A 16,280-nucleotide genomic window follows, 5' to 3' on the forward strand; every position below is an offset into this window, starting at 1 on the left:
CTCGTCGCGAACCTGCTCGACAACGCGTCCCGGCACAGTCCGCCGGCCGGCCGGGTGGTCGTCAGCGCCCGCGCGACCGGCGACCGCTGGCTGCTCGAGGTCGCCGACGAGGGCCCGGGTGTCGCCCCGGCCGACCGGGAGCGGGCGTTCGAGCGGTTCGGGACCCTCGCCGAGGACAGCGTCCACAACGCAGGAGGCGGCACCGGCCTCGGCCTCGCGATCGCCCGCTGGGTCACCGACCTGCACGGCGGGACCATCCGCTTCGTCGATCCCGAACCGGGTGCCGCCGGCGCCCGGGTCCGGGCCGACCTCCCGGTCGCCCCGCCCCCTCGAACGCACCACCGGGACGAGAGCCCCGTGCCCGAGCCCGTGCCCGAGCCGGCACCGGCGCCGGTCGTCGTACTCCCGGAGCCGGAGGCGCCGTCTGCGCCGTCTGGGCCGCCGTCCCTCACCGACGCCACCTTCGGCGACTTCTGGCCGGAGCGATCGCTGCCGGGCGACGTCCGGGTCCTCCTCGGCGCGGTCGGGGTCGGCGTGCTGGCCGGGATCGTGCTGCCCTACCGCGACCTCGGGCTGGGCGTCTTCGTGGTCCTGCTCGCCGCCGGCGGCCTGCTGCTTGCGGCGAGTCGCCACCGACGCGACCCGTTCACCCTGACCTGCGCCGCGCTCTGCCTGGCGCTGGCGGCGGTGGTCGTGGTGAGGGACGCGGAGTGGATCGCCGTCCTCTGCCTGCTGGCCGGCGCCGGACTCTGCGCCGTGGGGCTGGTGCGGGGCCGCACGGTCCCGGCGTTCGTCGTCTCGCTGGTCGCCTGGCCGCTCGCCGGGCTCCGCGGGCTGCCGTGGCTGGGCCGCACCCTCCGGGTCGTCACCGGGCGCGGTGACCGGGCGGCGCTGCTGCGCACCGCCGTCCTGTCGGCGATCGGGCTCGTCGTGTTCGCCCTGCTGTTCGCCTCGGCCGACGCGCTGTTTGCCGAGTGGGTCGACGCGATCGTCCCCGACCTGGGCTCGGAGGACTTCGCGCTGCGCACCTTCGTCGCCGTGTTCGTGGGCGGCGTGGTGCTGGCCGGCGGCTACCTCGCCCTCAACCCGCCGGCCGTTGCCGGTGGCGAGCGGGCGGTGCGCCCGGTGGCGCACCGGTTCGAGTGGCTCGCGCCCGTGCTGGTCGTCGACGCCGTGTTCGTGCTCTTCCTGGTCGCCCAGGCCGCGGTCGTTTTCGGCGGCCACGACTACCTCGAACGCACCACCGGGCTGACCTACGCGGAGTACGTCCACCAGGGCTTCGGCCAGCTCACCGTGGCCACGGCGCTCACCCTGCTCGTGGTGTGGGCGGCGACCCGGAAGGCTCCGTGGGCGACCCCGGCCGACCGGGCCTGGATCCGCGGCTCGCTCGGCGTGCTGTGTGTCGCGACGATGGTCGTGGTCGCTTCTGCGCTCTACCGGATGAGCGTCTACCAGGACGCCTACGGCTTCACCCGGCTGCGGCTGCTGGTCGACGTCTTCGAGGGGTGGCTCGGACTGCTGGTCCTGGCCACGATGGCCGGCGGGGTCGCGCTGCGCGCGGCGTGGCTGCCGCGGTTCGGGCTGGTCAGCGGCGCTGCGCTCCTGCTCGGCCTGGCCGCGATCAACCCCGACGCCTGGATCGCCCGCCAGAACCTCGACCGGTACGACGAGACCGGCGAGGTCGACTGGACCTACCTCGCCGGCCTCTCCGACGACGCCCTCCCCGTGCTGACCGACCTGCCCGACGACCTCGAGGAGTGCGCGATCGACCTCGCCGAGCGGGGTGACGCCCGGGACGACTGGCTGGAGTGGAACCTCGGCCGCGTGCTGGCCGGCGACGACGTCGAGGAGCGCCAGGGCGGGTGGGAGCACCGGACGGACTGCCCCGGGCAGACCGAATGACCGGCGCGTCAGTCTTGAATCATTCAAGAAAAGGCGGTAGGACTGAGGGGTGACCACGGCCCCCGACTACGAGCAGATGCTCCGGGGTGCCGACCTGCGGGTGACCCGACCGCGGGTCGCCGTACTCGGGGCCGTGCACGCGCTTCCCCACGCCGACACTGACGCCATCATCGGCGCGGTGCGGGTCGACGACGCGGACGTCTCCCACCAGGCGGTGTACGACGTCCTGCGCGCCCTGACGGCCGCCGGTCTGGTCCGGCGGATCCAGCCGTCCGGGTCGGTGGCGCGCTACGAAGCACGCGTCGGCGACAACCACCACCACATCGTGTGCCGCTCCTGCGGTGCCATCGCCGACGTCGACTGCGCCGTCGGCGAGGTGCCGTGCCTGACCGCGGCCGACGACCACGGCTTCGTCATCGACGAGGCCGAGGTCATCTACTGGGGCCGCTGCCCCGACTGCTCCACCGCACGACCCTGATTCACCGCATCTCCATCCAGCCCGTCCAGCTCGTCCGAAAGGTCTTCCCATGAACTGCCCCGTCGAACACGGCGTGACCGATTCCGGTAGCGAGAGCGAGAACCCTGCGCTCGACGCCCCCGAGCCCAAGGCGAGCCGCCCGCACAGCAACCAGGACTGGTGGCCCAACCAGGTCGACCTGCGGGTGCTGCACCAGCACGCGCCGGCGTCCAACCCGCTCGGCGAGGAGTTCGACTACGCCGCGGAGTTCGCGACGCTCGACGTCGAGGCGCTCAAGCGCGACATCGCCGAGGTGCTCACCAGTTCGCAGGACTGGTGGCCCGCCGACTTCGGCCACTACGGCGGTCTGATGATCCGGCTGAGCTGGCACGCGGCCGGCACCTACCGCATCTACGACGGCCGCGGGGGCGCCGGGTCGGGCGACCAGCGGTTCGCGCCACTCAACAGCTGGCCCGACAACGGCAACCTCGACAAGGCGCGCCGGCTGCTGTGGCCGGTGAAGAAGAAGTACGGCCAGAAGATCTCGTGGGCCGACCTGCTCGTCCTCGCCGGCAACGTCGCGCTCGAGGACATGGGTTTCGAGACCTTCGGCTTCGGCTTCGGGCGTGAGGACGTCTGGGAGCCCGAGGAGATCTTCTGGGGTCCGGAGGACACCTGGCTGGGCGACGAGCGCTACCGCGGCGAGCGCGAGCTGGCCGAGCCGCTGGGCGCGGTCCAGATGGGCCTCATCTACGTCAACCCCGAGGGTCCGGGCGGCAACCCCGACATCCTGGCCTCGGCGCGCGACATCCGCGAGACGTTCCGCCGGATGGCCATGAACGACGAGGAGACCGTCGCCCTCATCGCCGGTGGCCACACCTTCGGCAAGACCCACGGTGCCGGCGACGCCGAGCTCGTAGGTCCCGAGCCGGAGGGAGCTCCGATCGAGCAGCAGGGCTTCGGCTGGAAGAGCGCCCACGGCTCCGGCGTCGGCGCCGACGCGATCACCAGCGGTCTCGAGGTCACCTGGACCCCGGAGCCGACGAAGTGGGACAACGGCTTCTTCGACATGCTCTTCGGCTACGAGTGGGAGCTCACCAAGAGCCCCGCCGGCGCGAACCAGTGGGTCGCCAAGGACGCGGAGGCGATCATCCCCGGCCCGGCCGCGGACTCCCCGAAGCGGCTCCCCACGATGCTGACGTCCGACCTCGCGCTCCGGTTCGACCCGACGTACGAGCCCATTTCGCGCCGCTTCCACGAGAACCCCGAGGAGTTCCGGCTCGCGTTCGCGAAGGCCTGGTACAAGCTGCTCCACCGCGACATGGGCCCGGTCGAGCGCTACCTCGGTCCGTGGGTCCCGGAGCCGCAGATCTGGCAGGACCCGGTCCCCGCGGTCGACCACGACCTCGTCGACGACGCCGACGTGGCCGCGCTCAAGGCGAAGGTGCTCGACAGCGGCCTGACCGTGTCGCAGCTGGTCTCCACCGCCTGGGCGTCCGCGTCGACCTTCCGTACGACCGACAAGCGCGGCGGCGCCAACGGTGCCCGCATCCGCCTTGCTCCGCAGAAGGACTGGGAGGTCAACAACCCGGCCGAGCTGGCGACGGTGCTCCAGACGCTGGAGCGGGTCCAGCAGGAGTTCAACGACGCGCAGGCGGGCGGCAAGCGGATCTCGCTGGCCGACCTGATCGTGCTCGCCGGTGCGGCCGCGGTCGAGAAGGCTGCCAAGGACGGCGGCGTCGACGTCACCGTGCCGTTCCGGCCCGGCCGCACCGACGCTTCCCTGGAGCAGACCGACGTCGAGTCGTTCGAGGTGCTCGAGCCGCGCGCCGACGGGTTCCGCAACTACGTGCGCCCCGGGGAGAAGCTCGCGCCCGAGACCCTGCTCGTCGACAAGGCCTACCTGCTCGGCCTGTCGGCCCCGGAGATGACCGTGCTGGTCGGCGGCATGCGTGCCCTCGGCACCAACCACGGGCAGACCCAGCACGGCGTCTTCACCGACCGGCCGGGCGTCCTGACCGCCGACTTCTTCAGCAACCTGCTCGACATGGGCGTGGAGTGGAAGGCGTCGGAGTCGGCCGAGAACGTCTACGAGGGCCGCGACCGGGCCTCCGGCGAGGTCGTCCGTACGGCGACCGCCGTCGACCTCGTCTTCGGCTCCAACTCGCAGCTCCGCGCGCTCGCCGAGGTCTACGCCAGCGACGACGCCAACGAGAAGTTCGTGGCCGACTTCGCGGCGGCCTGGGCGAAGGTGATGGAGGCCGGTCGCTTCGACGGCTGAGCGGCATCTGACGGACGACGGCCCGCCCTGGCTCCGGCCCGGGCGGGCCGTCGTGTGTCCTGCGTCACGAATGGACCTGGTCGCCGCATCCGGCTAAGTTCGAAGAAAAGCGATGTTTAGCCCCGGAGTGACCGGGGTAACAGCCGCTGGAAGACGTTGTTGAGTGGCCAAGCCAACCGCCACGACCGTTCTCGACCTTCGGAGTCAGAGACGTGTCTGTTTCATTCGCAACATCGACGGAGCCTGCTGATCGGCTCAAGAACCCCACCACGGAATCCGCGACGGTCCCCTCCGACGAGCGCAAGCGTCGTACGGCGGAGCTGATCGCGGAGGCCGCAGCTTGCGAGGGCGAGGAGCGACAGGTGCTCCTCGACCAGGTCATCTTGCTCAACATCCCCGTTGCGCACGCTCTGGCGTCCCGCTACCGCAACCGGGGCCAACCGCCGGAGGAGCTCGAGCAGGTCGCCTGCCTCGCGCTCACGAAGGCGGTCCGGGCCTACGACCCGGCGCGGGGCGACGACCTGCTGGTCTTCGCCGTGCCGAGCATCCTGGGCGAGCTGAAGCGGTACTTCCGCGACTCGACCTGGACCGTTCGGCCGCCGCGCCGGATCCAGGAGCTGCGACCGCAGCTGAACGAGGCGGAGGCGGAGCTGACCCAACGGCTCGGCCGTCCGCCGCGTCCCAGTGAGATCGCCGAGGCCGTGGGCTGCACGACCGACGACGTCCTCGAGGCGATCGAGTGCGGCACCTGCGCGTCTCCGGACTCGCTCCAGGACACGCCCCCGGGCGAGCCCGGGTTCGCCTGGATCGACCGGCTGCCCACCGAGGACCTCGGCTTCCAGCGCGCCGAGGCGGTCGCTGTGCTCGGGCCGGCCTGTCGTCGGCTCAAGGGCCGCGACCGGCAGATCCTGCACATGCGGTTCTACGAGCAGAAGACCCAGCAGCAGATCGCCGAGGAGCTCGGGGTCACCCAGGTCCAGGTCTCCCGGCTCCTGCACCGGATCCTCGCCGACCTGCGTCGCTCCATCACGGGCGCAGCACGCCAGACCAGCGCCGCCTGAGCGGCGTCACGGCTGGAACACCACCTTCACCATGCCGTCCTTCTTGTTTCGGAAGTCGCGGTAGGCCCCTGGAGCTTGCTCCAGGGGCAGGTGGTGGGTGGCGAACTGCTCGACCCCGAGCGGGTCGCCGTCCTCGAGCAGTCGGGCGAGGATCTGGTCCGACCACGCGCGGACGTTCGCCTGGCCCATCCGCAGCTGCACCTGCTTGTCGAACATCTCCATGAGCGGCATCGGGTCCATCGCGCCGCCGTAGACCCCGATCACCGAGACGGTGCCGCCGCGGCGTACTGCGTCGAGGGCCAGGTGCAGCGCGGCCAGCCGGTCGACGCCCGCCTTGCGGAGCATCGGTTCCCTGACGCTGTGGGGGAGGGCGCCGGCCGCGAGCGCCACCCCGTCGATCACGGGCGAGCCGTGGGCCTCCATGCCGACGGCGTCGATCACGGCGTCCGCCCCACGACCCTTGGTGGCCCCGCGGACGACGTCGAGCACCCGGTCGTCCGGGCTGAGCATGGGCACGGGCTCCGCGCCGTACGACGCGACCCGGGCCAGTCGCTCGGGCACCGGGTCGGCCACCAGCACCCGGCAGCCCTTCTGGATCGCGATCCGTGCCGCCATGTCGCCGATCGGGCCGGCGCCGAGCACCAGCAGCGTGTCGTCGGGGCCGACGTCGGCGTACTCCACTGCCTGCCAGGCGGTCGGCAGCACGTCGGAGAGGAAGAGGAACCGGTCGTCAGGGGGGCCGTGCGGCACTTTGATCGGGAGCGTGTCGGCGAACGGCACCCGGAGGTACTCCGCCTGCCCGCCCGGCACGCCGCCGTACAGCGTGCTGGAGCCGAAGAGGCTCGCTCCCGTGCCGTGCTCGACGTTCTGGGTGGTCTCGCACTGGCTGTGCAGGCCCTGGCCGCACATCCAGCAGGTGCCGCAGCTGATGTTGAACGGGACAACCACGCGGTCGCCCGGCCGCAGCGTGCGCACGTCGGGGCCGACCTCGACCACCACTCCCATCGCCTCGTGGCCGACGATGTCGCCGGGTCGCATGAACGGGGAGAGCGGATCGTAGAGGTGGAGATCGGATCCGCAGAGGCCGGTGGAGGTGACGGCGATGATCGCGTCGTCCCTCCGTCGCAGCGTGGGATCCGGAACCTCCTCCACCGACACGCTATGTCGGGCCTGCCAGGTAACTGCCTTCATCGGGCCTCCTGGTGCGTAGGTGAGGGGGGTGCTCCTTGCTGCCGGTTCGGTCGTTCGGGATAGTTGCGTCCCAGCGGGTTGTGGTTGCTCGGGAGCCGCGGCTATCTTCTCCGCCGATACCCGCGTGGTGGGGCCCCAAACGGGCTACGGTCGGTGAGAGGGAGGTGGGGTCGGTGGAGAGCGCAACGACGCCTGAGGAGCGGCGCGACGATGTCCTGGAGGCCACTCCGGAGAACATCGTCCATCCGTTCGCCGACGACGACGTCCGGCAGACCGGACGGTTCAGCTACGACGTGCGCAACGATCGCTGGGAGTGGGACGCGGACGTCTACGCGATCCACGGCTACGAACCCGGTGAGGTCGAACCCACGACCGAGATCTTCCTCCGTCACAAGCACGACGGTGACCGCGACCGCGTGGAGCAGACCTTCAAGCACGCGATGGCCACGGGCGAGCCCTTCAACCTCTACTACCGGATCCGCGCCAAGGGCTCCGAACGGCGGGTCGTCGTCGTCGGCGAGGGACTTCGGGACGCCGACGGCCAGGTCGAGCAACTGGTCGGCTACTACCTCGACCTGACGCCGGAGTTCGCGGCGGAGACCGCCGCCGCGGCCGACGCCGCGGTCGCCGCCTCGGCAGCCGCCCGGGGCACCATCGNAGGGCATCCTGATGCTCGGCTACGGCCTCGATCCGGACGCCGCCTTCGCGATGCTGCGCTGGTGGTCCCGCAACCGCAACGTCAAGGTGCGTGAGCTCGCCGAGAGGTTGATCGAGGTGGCGCGCATGGGACACGTCAGCCATCCCGGGCTGCGCGGGCTGCTCGACTCGCTGATCCACGACGTGACCACGGGAAGACCGGCCGACCGCTCCAGCACCAACGACGACTGAGACCCGAGAAGGTCCCGGTCGGCCGGAACGGTCGGCCGGCTGCCTGATCCCTCACTGGAGGGAGGTGGGAGCCGCGCCCCAGGAGGGAGGGATCAGCAGAGCACAGCCCCCACCAGCCACAGGGCGCTCGTCCGAGACGTTGTCATGACGGGGGAGTACCCCTCTGCTGCAGGGGCAACCGGGGGCTTCTGGACGAGTGACCCGTCGGGTCGGTGGGTACCGCGCCGGTCATGAGCGACCAACAGTTCCCCGCCCAGCAGCAGGAGCCGCCCGGACTGACGGGTGAGATGCGACCGGAGCCGGACCACGGCGAGACGAGCTACGTCGGCCACGGCCGGCTGCTCGACCGGGCCGCCTTGGTGACGGGCGGCGACTCCGGCATCGGCCGCGCCGTCGCGATCGCCTTCGCCCGGGAGGGTGCGGACGTGGCATTCACCTACCTTCCGGAGGAGCAGCCGGACGCGGAGGCGACGGCGGCCCTGATCCGGGAGGCGGGACGGACGCCGCTCGCGCTGGCGCTCGACCTTCGCGAACGCGCTGCGTGCGACGAGGCCGTCGAGCGCACCGTCGCGGAGCTCGGCGGCCTCGACATCCTCGTCAACAACGCGGGCTTCCAGATGGCGCGCGACGACACCCTCGAGGAGTACGACGACGAGCGGATCGACCGCACCTTCAAGACCAACCTCTACGCCCTGCTGTGGCTGTGCCGGGCCGCTGTGCCGCACCTGCGCAACGGCCCCGGCTGCATCATCAACAACACGTCGATCCAGGCGTTCGAGCCCTCTTCGAGCCTGCTCGACTACGCCGCGACGAAAGCGGCCATCAACAACTTCACGGTGAACCTCGCCGCTCAGCTCGGTAGCGACGGGATCCGCGTCAACGCCGTCGCCCCTGGTCCGATCTGGACGCCGCTCCAGCCCGCGACCCAGCCGCCGGAGAAGGTCGAGCAGTTCGGTGCCGACACCCCCCTCGGCCGGGCCGGACAACCGGCGGAGGTCGCTCCTGCATTCGTCTTCCTCGCCTCGCCGGCCGAGGCGTCGTACGTCTCCGGAACGGTCCTGGGAGTCACCGGCGGCAAACCGGTCTTCTGAGGATGTGTTCGTGGGTTGTGGGTACCTCGTTCACATGGCCGCGCTGGACCCTATGACTGTTGCGTACGTACGCCGGAACGCGGCGGTCACGGGAATGCCCAGCGCGGCCGGCCAGCCATGAGCGGAGGACGCGGCGAGCAGTCCTCCGAGGAGAGCTCGTCGGACCAGCTGACCCGGAACTGGCACGAGCTGCTCCAGGAGCTGCGGGTCATGCAGACCGGCGTGCAGATCCTCACCGGGTTCCTGCTGACGATCCCGTTCACCGACAAGTTCAGCAGCCTCGACGACCGCCAGCGCACGATCTATCTCTGCGTGCTCGTCGGCTCGGTCGTCACGACCAGCCTGATCGTCGCCCCGGCGTCGTTCCACCGCGTGCTGTTCCGTCAGCAGCAGCGGTCGTGGCTCGTCAAGGCCGCGAACGTGAGCGCGCGGGTCGGCCTGGCGGGACTCGCCATCGTCTCCTCTGCGGTCGTGCTGCTGGTCTTCGACGTTGTCGTCGGCACCACCGCCGCCCTCATCGCCTCGGGCTCGGTGCTCGTCCTGTTCGTCGGCCTGTGGCTCGTCATCCCCATGGTGGCCCGGCAGTCGTCGTCATGAAGCACACCCGCCGCTAGGACCAGCCACTCCGCGTCGCCGCCACATCGTTGGTCGAGGAGGTCGCGCAGCGACCGTCACGAGACCCCTGCGGTGGTTCTCCACAGCCAGGCTCCCGGCGTGCGGGTTGTGTCGGTGCCCTCGTGTTGAATGTTCTCTATGAAACAGACGCGGAGTGGATGGGCGGTGGGGTCGGATGGCCGGTCCACCGCTGAGCTGCTGCGCGACCTCGCCGCCGGCGTCCAGGCCCGGCAGCGGGTCGAGGTCGAGGAGTTCCGCAACGTGATCGCGTGGGCTGATGCCAACGTGGTCGAGGACCTCGAGGGCGCCGCGACGATCCGCGACAGCTACATCGATACGGGGATCCCGATCGCGGGCCCCGGCGCACCCCTGGTCAGCGAGTTCGGGTTGAGCGAGCTGGTCGCGACCCTGGGCCGGTCCCTGGACGGTGGCCGCGACCATGTCGGGAAGGTCATCGAGTGCGGCTGGCGGCTCCCGCGGGTCCGCGACGCCGTGTACGCCGGGAAGGTCCCGGTGTGGAAAGCGCTGCGGGTCGCCGACCTCACCCGCACCCTCTCCCTGGAGGCAGCAGCGTTCGTGGACCGCAACCTGGCCTTCGCGCTCCCGACCTGCACCTGGGTCCAGGTCGAACGCCTCGTGGCTGAGGCGATCGACAGGTTCGACCCCGCTGCTGCGGAGGAACGACGCCAGGACGAGCAGGACCACCGCCACGTCCACCTCCACACCGGTGAACCCGGCAGCACCGTGGTGGACCTCACCGGCACCCTCGACGCCGCCGACGGCACCGACCTCGACACCGCCCTCAACAGGCGTGCCACCGCTCTGGGAAAGGTCAGCGACCTGCCCCTGGACGTGCGCCGCGCGATCGCCCTGGGCGACCTGGCTCGCCAGGACCTCGCCCTGGACCTGGAGACCGTGGACCCCGAGACCGGTGAGCTGCGCACCGTGCCGGGGCGGAAGGTCGAGCTGTTCGTCCACCTCACCGACACCGCCCTCACCGGGATCAGCACTGGTGTCAGGACCGGCTGCAGCACTGTGGGTCGGTTGGGGAACACCCAGACCCCGGTGAGCGTGGAGCAGATCCGCCAGTGGTGCGCCCAACCCGGCACCAGCGTGATCGTGCGGCCGGTGATCGACCTCGACGACCACGTCCCGGTCGACTCCTACGAGATCCCCGACCGGCTCCGGCGCCGCGTCGAGCTGCGCGACCACACCTGTCGTGCCCCGCACTGCAACCGCCGCGCCGAACGCTGCGACCTCGACCACGCCCACCCGCACGCCGCAGGCGGCTCTACCTGCCCCTGCAACCTCGTTCCCCTGTGTCGGCGACATCACCGGGCCAAGACCTTCGGCTACTGGCGCTACGTCATCATCCAACCCGGGACCTACCTGTGGTCCAGTCCCCACGGACAGCACTGGCTGGTCGACCACACCGGAACCCGAGTCCTCGACCCACCCCGACCAGTCGACCCCGACCCCGACCCACCCGACTGGGCCGACCCCGGCTGGACCGAACCCGCTCCCTGACCACCACCCCCTGGACCCCGCCACCGGCGGGGCCACAGGCACGCCCGGGGGTCTCGTGACGGTCGCTGCGCGACCTCCTCGACCACCGGACCAGGGGTCTCGTGACGGTCGCTGCGCGACCTCCTCGACCACCGACGCCGCCGAACTGCGGGATCTCCTCGACCACCAGACGGCGCGCGCCCGCCGCTGGTTGAGGTGCGAGCGCAGCGAGCCTCGAAACCAAGGCGTCGACCACCGCGACGTACTCGCCGGCGTCACCTTCTCCGCCGCAACCACAGCGAGTACCTCAGGCCTCCTGCAACCCGGCCGCCCAGCGCGCCCAAGCACCGCAACCCACGACGGCGCGCAGCCGTGTTGTCCGTTCTAGCCACCGCGACCGCCGGCGGCGCAGGACGTGCGGGCAGGGGGTCTCGTGACGGTCGCTGCGCGACCTCCTCGACCACCGGGACAGGGGTCTCGTGACGGTCGCTGCGCGACCTCCTCGACCACCGACGGCGCCGAGCTGCGCGACCTCCTCGACCATCGGGACGGCGACCGAGCGGCGGCCCGAGGACTGTGCGAGGTGCAGCACGGTGACCCGCGTGAGCATTCCGGAGGTGGGTACCGATCTGGTGTCGTCGAGAGAAGGAGGCACCCATGCCAGGGGGACGGAAGCCGGGGTCGAGCGTCAAGGACGAGAGGACCTACGAAGCGCTACGGCGCGACGGCGCGAGCAAGGAGAAGGCGGCCCGGATCGCCAATGCGAAGGCGGCGGACGGGGGGAAGGCTGTTGGGCGTCGCGGTGGCAAGGCGGGGTCCTACGAGGACTGGTCCGTCGACAAGCTGCGCAAGCGCGCGGCGGAGATCGGCATCGACGGCCGGTCCAGCATGCGCAAGGGCGAGCTGATCAACGCGTTGCGCAACCACTGACCAAGCACTGAGCAAGCACTGAGCAAGCCAGCGGCTGTGCCGCCCGACGTTCTCACGCCGGGCGGCGGAAGCGTGCTAGGAGCCGCGCCCGGCGAGCGGACATCCGCGCCCAGATCGCCTGCTGGAGGGCGAGGGTCAGCCAACCGGCCAGGGCCATCCCGGAGATGTTGAGCACCAGCTGCAACAAGCTGCCCCAGATCTCCTCGGGCGCCCCGAGCGCCAGACCGAGCGCGACGTTGCCCGCCGCAGGGATGGTCGTGACCGAGATGAACACGCCCGAGAGACCGCCGACCTTGGACGAGGTCAGGGAGAGGACGCCCGCGGCCGCGGCGATGATCGCGACGATGAACGACCACTTGTCGGGCGTGTAGATGAAGGCGGTGTCGGGTCGGGGGCCGGTCAGGTCCTCGAGAGTGATCCAGCCCAGGCCGCGGGCGGCGAACGCGGCCAGCGCGGCGAGGCCGATCGAGACCGTGAATCCGACCACGAGCGAGCGGAGAGCGACCCCCAGCAGGGCGAAACGGCGGCGGACGAGTGCGAGCCCGAGGGCGGCGATCGCAACGAACTCGGGTCCGAGGACCATCGCGCCGATCACCAGGATCTGCGAGTCGAGCACGATCGCGATGGTCGCGAGCATGGTCGCGAGCGTCATGAAGGAGAGGAACGTCCAGTTCAGCTCCGACTCGTCGTAGGACCGTTGGGTGACGTCGGCCCAGACGACCGAGTCGGCGCTGCTGCCCGGCGTACGGCGTTCGGCGTCGAAGCCCGACTGCGACATCCAGGTGTGGACGGGGTCGACGTGGATGCTCCCGACGCGGTGGAGGTCGAGCGCCTGCAGTTGCTCGATCACGTCGTTGGCGGCCTCTCGGACCACGTCGGCCAGCACCAGGTCACCCGCCGGCCGCAGCGCGACGCCGGGCAGGTGGACCAGGTTCGTCACGGCTGGGTCGGCTTCGAGGAGGCGAACAGCCTCGGCCGTCGCGGTGGGTGGGCCGGTGATCCGCAGATGCAGCATGGGCCCATCCTGACGGCACCTCACGCGAAGCCGCAGGAACCAGCTGCCGACGCGTCAGACGGCGCAGTACTCCGCCAGCCAGGCGCCGAACGGGGCCGCCGCGGGATCCGCGCCGTGCGGCTCGTCCTCGCCATGCTCGTCGTCACCATGCTCGTCGTCACCATGCTCGTCGTCACCATGCTCGTCGTCCCCGTGGTCGTCGCTGTCGACCGCCACATCGGCGGGCTCCGACGGCACGACTGAAGGAGTGAACGTCGGGTCGACGCTGGCCCGCACGTCGTCGAGGACCGCGTTCAGCTCCTGGTAGCCGGACGGGTCAAGGCTCTCGGGTACGCCGCGGCCCTGCAGGTCGTCGACGGCAGCCAGGACGGCTTCGGCGTCGGCCGCGCTCTGGGTGGCGACGTACTGCCCCTGGACCACCACGAGCTGCTGCCACCCGACGCACCACTCCTCGTCGGGGACGAGGGTCGGGCTGCTGGTGCTCGCGGCGGCGCCGGCTCCCGCGTCGGCTCCGCCGTCCTCGTCGTCATCGGCCCCGCGGACGAGGACGAACGCGACGACGGCGACCGCCACGACGACGCCGATCACCACCAGCAGCGTGCGCTTCTCAGGCACGGGTCCCTCCTTGTTCGGTCACACCCACCGGGCGAACCAGATTCGGTCGAGCCACTCACTGCTGGTGAGCAGGCCGTTGGTCCAGATCGGCCAGAACCAGGCGTAGTTCACGAGCACGAGCACGAAGAACGCCCCGCTCACGACGACCCCGATCGTGCGCCGGGTCGACGGTAGCCGGGACGGCCCGATCAGGGTCCCGATCGACAGGGTCAAGGCGATCACGATGAACGGCAGGATCGCGATCGCGTAGAAGTAGAAGATCGGCCGGTCGTCGTACTGCAGCCACGGCAGCCAGGTCGACAGCGTGCCGACCACGGCGACGCCGAACCTCCAGTCGCGGGCGCCGATCCACATCACCACGGCGAACAGCAGGGCGATGCAGCCGCCCCACCAGATCATCGGCGTCCCGATCAGCAGCACCTGCCGGATGCAGTCGCTGCCCTCCGGGGCGTCGCAGTCGTCGTCGCGCGGGAGGTCCTTCTGGTCCTTCGGCAGGTCGCGGTCGGCGGGCTGGATGTCGTTGGTGACCGCGACGCCGACCGGCCGGTTGATCAACAGCCAGCTCGACGGCTTGGAGGCGTAGGTGTGCTCGGAGCAGTTCAGGAAGTGGGTGTGGAACGTGTAGACGTCCTGGTGGTAGTACCAGAGCGACCGCAGCGACTGCCATGCCTCGCCGACGCCGCTCGCGTCCGACTCGTCGGCCGTCGGCCAGCGCCGTTCCCTGTCGAGGTCGGTCGCCACGTAGGAGTCGTCGTCCTCGGCGCAGTGGCCGTGCCCGGTGTACTGGCGGTACTGGGTCGAGCTCAGGTGCTCCTCGTACTCGTCGGCGTTCACCAGCCAGCCGCCCCACGTCGCGACGTAGGCGAGGGCGGCGACGACGACCAGCTGCAGGAAGGCGGGTACGCCGTCGGCGAGCGCGGACTTCAGCACCGGGCGTCGTACGCCGAAGCTCCGGCGACCGCCCGCGGACCAGAACCACACCATGAGGCCGAACGCCGCCAGCGGGTAGATGGCGACCCACTTGGTGCCGATCGCGAGACCGAAGCAGACGCCGCCGGCGACCAGCCAGGGACGGAACAGCAGCGCCCGGACGGGGCCCCACCCGGTCAGGCCGGACGCACCGGTCGCGGCGCCGACGCCGTCGTCCGCGCCGCGCGCCAGACGTCGGCGGAAGTGATCACGATCAGCGATCAGGCAGTGGATGGCGCAGAGCAGGAAGAAGGCCAGGAAGATGTCGAGGAGAGCCAGCCGCGAGAGCACGAAGTGCAGGCCGTCGAACATCAGCAGCATCCCGCCGATGCAGCCGAGCACGGTCGACCCGGTCATTCGCCGCAGCAGCCGGCACATGACCAGCACCATCAGCGCGCCGATCACGGCCGAGGCGATCCGCCAGCCGAACGGGTCCATCCCGAACGCCTGCTCGCCGAGTGCGATCAGCCACTTGCCGACCTCGGGGTGCACCGCCATCGACGGGTCGCCGGTCCATACGCCGTCGACGTGTCCAGCCAGGATGTCGTCGTCGATCTTGTTCTTGGTGTTGCCGTCGACGTCGGCCAGGTAGGTCTGCGCGTAGCCGTTGTTGATCAGCGACCACGCGTCCTTGGCGTAGTACGTCTCGTCGAAGGCGAAGCGTTTGGGCGTCCCGAGGTGGTACAGCCGCAGCGCGAAGGCCAGCAGGGTGATGCCGATCGGCGCTAACCACCCGACCAGCCGCTCACTGCGCCGGATCCCGGCCAGCGTGTCGCGCGCCCGCTCGACCGCCGCCGGCACCGGCCATCCCCCCGCGGTCCGCGACAGCCCGGTCCAGCGCCCGGTCTGCTGCTCCTCGGTCGCGGTCACGAGCCAGAACTCTACGGTCCGCACGTTCGCCTGTGGGTCCGGTGGTTTCGAGGCTCGTCGCTGCGCTCCTCGCACCTCAACCACCTGGCGCCACGAGAAGGGAGCTCCTGCTGGTTGAGGTAAGTCGACCGGCCTCGCCGCTGGTTGAGGTGCGTCGGTCGGCCACGCCGCTGGCTGAGGTACGTCGGTCGGCCGCTGGTTGAGGTGCGAGCGCAGCGAGCCTCGAAACCAAGGCGCCCCTCAGTCGCCCTGCGGCTCCTCGAGGATCCGGCGCTGTGCCGACGGACGCTTGGCCAGGAACGGCAACGCCTCCCACTCGTCACGGATCAGCGCCTCGCGCTTCTGACGGCTCCAGCCCTGAACCTGCTTCTCGAACCAGAAGGCATCGTCGATCCGGTCGTACCATCCGCTCCAGGCGAGCACGACCGGTCGCCTCCGGCGGGTGTAGATCGGCCCGAGGTCGTCGCTGTTGTGCTCGGACAGGCGACGGTCGAGGTCGATGGTGCTGCCCACGTAGTACGAGTCGTCCGAGCAGCGAAGGATGTAGGTCCAAGGCATGCCGAGGAGGTTCGTCGGCAGGGTCCGTTGCGAAACCCGACCGAGAGCTGCCTGTGGACAACACGCCGTCCGGTGGTTTCGAGGCTCGTCGCTGCGCTCCTCGCACCTCAACCACCTGGCGCCACGAGAAGGGAGCACCCGCTGGTTGAGGTACGTCGGTCGGCCTCGCCGCTGGTTGAGGTACGTCGGTCGGCCGCGCCGCTGGTTGAGGTGCGAGCGCAGCGAGCCTCGAAACCAAGGCGCCGCGGCGTCGCGGCCACCTGCGATGATCGCCGGGTGACCTCTCCGGGCGTGCTGGTGCTGGCGGCGACGCCGATCGGGCGGGTGGGCG

The 16,280-nt window shown here is 70.7% G+C and carries 15 protein-coding genes; 10 read left to right on the forward strand and 5 right to left on the reverse strand.

Annotated elements, in window-relative coordinates:
* From H0488_RS14850 to H0488_RS14865, 4 genes are all read left to right on the forward strand, one after another.
* The coding region (locus H0488_RS14850; protein ID WP_183100046.1) for a DUF4153 domain-containing protein at positions 1-1,902 on the forward strand (1,902 nt) is incomplete at its 5' end.
* Positions 1,903-1,978: 76 nt separating this feature from the next.
* The gene (locus H0488_RS14855; RefSeq protein WP_220794615.1) at positions 1,979-2,380 is read left to right on the forward strand and encodes a Fur family transcriptional regulator; all 402 of its coding nucleotides are present in this window, start codon (positions 1,979-1,981) and stop codon (positions 2,378-2,380) included.
* 49 nt (positions 2,381-2,429) lie between these two features.
* Entirely contained in the window at positions 2,430-4,640 is a 2,211-nt protein-coding gene (gene katG / locus H0488_RS14860) for a catalase/peroxidase HPI (RefSeq protein ID WP_183100048.1), read from the forward strand.
* 212 nt (positions 4,641-4,852) lie between these two features.
* Positions 4,853-5,701 (forward strand): sigma-70 family RNA polymerase sigma factor, encoded by an 849-nt coding sequence (locus H0488_RS14865; protein ID WP_312856354.1) that lies wholly within the window; start codon positions 4,853-4,855, stop codon positions 5,699-5,701.
* A 6-nt stretch (positions 5,702-5,707) separates the two neighbouring features.
* Here H0488_RS14865 and H0488_RS14870 read toward each other — a convergent pair whose 3' ends face one another.
* Positions 5,708-6,892 (reverse strand): alcohol dehydrogenase catalytic domain-containing protein, encoded by a 1,185-nt coding sequence (locus H0488_RS14870; protein ID WP_183100049.1) that lies wholly within the window; start codon positions 6,890-6,892, stop codon positions 5,708-5,710.
* Between the two features lie 293 nt (positions 6,893-7,185).
* Here H0488_RS14870 and H0488_RS25420 point away from each other — a divergent pair, with 293 nt between their 5' ends.
* The 6 genes from H0488_RS25420 (at position 7,186) to H0488_RS14900 (ending at position 11,922) form a co-directional block, all read left to right on the forward strand.
* Positions 7,186-7,644, forward strand: coding sequence for a PAS domain-containing protein (locus H0488_RS25420; protein ID WP_512698540.1), 459 nt, complete (start codon positions 7,186-7,188; stop codon positions 7,642-7,644).
* Positions 7,601-7,780, forward strand: coding sequence for a hypothetical protein (locus H0488_RS25425; protein WP_376768470.1), 180 nt, complete (start codon positions 7,601-7,603; stop codon positions 7,778-7,780). Before H0488_RS25420 ends, H0488_RS25425 begins: the two co-directional genes overlap by 44 nt.
* Positions 7,781-8,010: 230 nt before the next feature.
* Complete coding sequence (locus H0488_RS14885) at positions 8,011-8,871, forward strand: SDR family oxidoreductase (RefSeq protein ID WP_183100052.1); 861 nt, start codon at positions 8,011-8,013, stop codon at positions 8,869-8,871.
* 117 nt (positions 8,872-8,988) lie between these two features.
* On the forward strand, positions 8,989-9,468 hold the full coding sequence (locus H0488_RS14890) for a DUF6328 family protein (RefSeq protein WP_183100053.1): 480 nt from the start codon (positions 8,989-8,991) through the stop codon (positions 9,466-9,468).
* 156 nt (positions 9,469-9,624) lie between these two features.
* Positions 9,625-11,013 carry an HNH endonuclease signature motif containing protein gene (locus tag H0488_RS14895; RefSeq protein WP_183100054.1) on the forward strand — a complete coding sequence of 463 codons (1,389 nt, stop codon included), beginning with the start codon at positions 9,625-9,627 and terminating at the stop codon, positions 11,011-11,013.
* Positions 11,014-11,649: 636 nt separating this feature from the next.
* On the forward strand, positions 11,650-11,922 hold the full coding sequence (locus H0488_RS14900; RefSeq protein ID WP_183100055.1) for a DUF7218 family protein: 273 nt from the start codon (positions 11,650-11,652) through the stop codon (positions 11,920-11,922).
* 52 nt (positions 11,923-11,974) lie between these two features.
* Here H0488_RS14900 and H0488_RS14905 read toward each other — a convergent pair whose 3' ends face one another.
* The 4 genes from H0488_RS14905 to H0488_RS14920 form a co-directional block, all read right to left on the reverse strand.
* Positions 11,975-12,937: a DUF389 domain-containing protein gene (locus H0488_RS14905; protein WP_183100056.1), complete on the reverse strand. Its 963-nt coding sequence runs from the start codon at positions 12,935-12,937 to the stop codon at positions 11,975-11,977.
* A 54-nt stretch (positions 12,938-12,991) separates the two neighbouring features.
* Entirely contained in the window at positions 12,992-13,552 is a 561-nt protein-coding gene (locus H0488_RS14910; protein WP_183100057.1) for a hypothetical protein, read from the reverse strand.
* A gap of 18 nt (positions 13,553-13,570) precedes the next feature.
* Positions 13,571-15,391, reverse strand: coding sequence for a dolichyl-phosphate-mannose--protein mannosyltransferase (locus tag H0488_RS14915; protein ID WP_312856355.1), 1,821 nt, complete (start codon positions 15,389-15,391; stop codon positions 13,571-13,573).
* A gap of 240 nt (positions 15,392-15,631) precedes the next feature.
* Positions 15,632-15,949 (reverse strand): GIY-YIG nuclease family protein, encoded by a 318-nt coding sequence (locus tag H0488_RS14920; protein ID WP_183100058.1) that lies wholly within the window; start codon positions 15,947-15,949, stop codon positions 15,632-15,634.
* Positions 15,950-16,280: the final 331 nt, after the last annotated feature.

The sequence above is a fragment of the Nocardioides pelophilus genome (genome assembly GCF_014180685.1).
GTDB classification, from domain to species: Bacteria; Actinomycetota; Actinomycetes; order Propionibacteriales; family Nocardioidaceae; genus Nocardioides; species Nocardioides pelophilus.

What these genes read in the sequence shown, in the direction of transcription:
- H0488_RS14855 (WP_220794615.1), top strand. Translation starts at nt 1,979, where the DNA reads ATGCTCCGGGGTGCCGACCTGCGGGTGACCCGACCGCGGGTCGCCGTA.
- katG (WP_183100048.1), top strand. Translation starts at nt 2,430, where the DNA reads ATGAACTGCCCCGTCGAACACGGCGTGACCGATTCCGGTAGCGAGAGC.
- H0488_RS14870 (WP_183100049.1), bottom strand. Translation starts at nt 6,892, where the DNA reads ATGAAGGCAGTTACCTGGCAGGCCCGACATAGCGTGTCGGTGGAGGAG.
- H0488_RS25425 (WP_376768470.1), top strand. Translation starts at nt 7,601, where the DNA reads ATGCTGCGCTGGTGGTCCCGCAACCGCAACGTCAAGGTGCGTGAGCTC.
- H0488_RS14885 (WP_183100052.1), top strand. Translation starts at nt 8,011, where the DNA reads ATGAGCGACCAACAGTTCCCCGCCCAGCAGCAGGAGCCGCCCGGACTG.
- H0488_RS14890 (WP_183100053.1), top strand. Translation starts at nt 8,989, where the DNA reads ATGAGCGGAGGACGCGGCGAGCAGTCCTCCGAGGAGAGCTCGTCGGAC.
- H0488_RS14895 (WP_183100054.1), top strand. Translation starts at nt 9,625, where the DNA reads ATGAAACAGACGCGGAGTGGATGGGCGGTGGGGTCGGATGGCCGGTCC.
- H0488_RS14900 (WP_183100055.1), top strand. Translation starts at nt 11,650, where the DNA reads ATGCCAGGGGGACGGAAGCCGGGGTCGAGCGTCAAGGACGAGAGGACC.
- H0488_RS14905 (WP_183100056.1), bottom strand. Translation starts at nt 12,937, where the DNA reads ATGCTGCATCTGCGGATCACCGGCCCACCCACCGCGACGGCCGAGGCT.
- H0488_RS14920 (WP_183100058.1), bottom strand. Translation starts at nt 15,949, where the DNA reads ATGCCTTGGACCTACATCCTTCGCTGCTCGGACGACTCGTACTACGTG.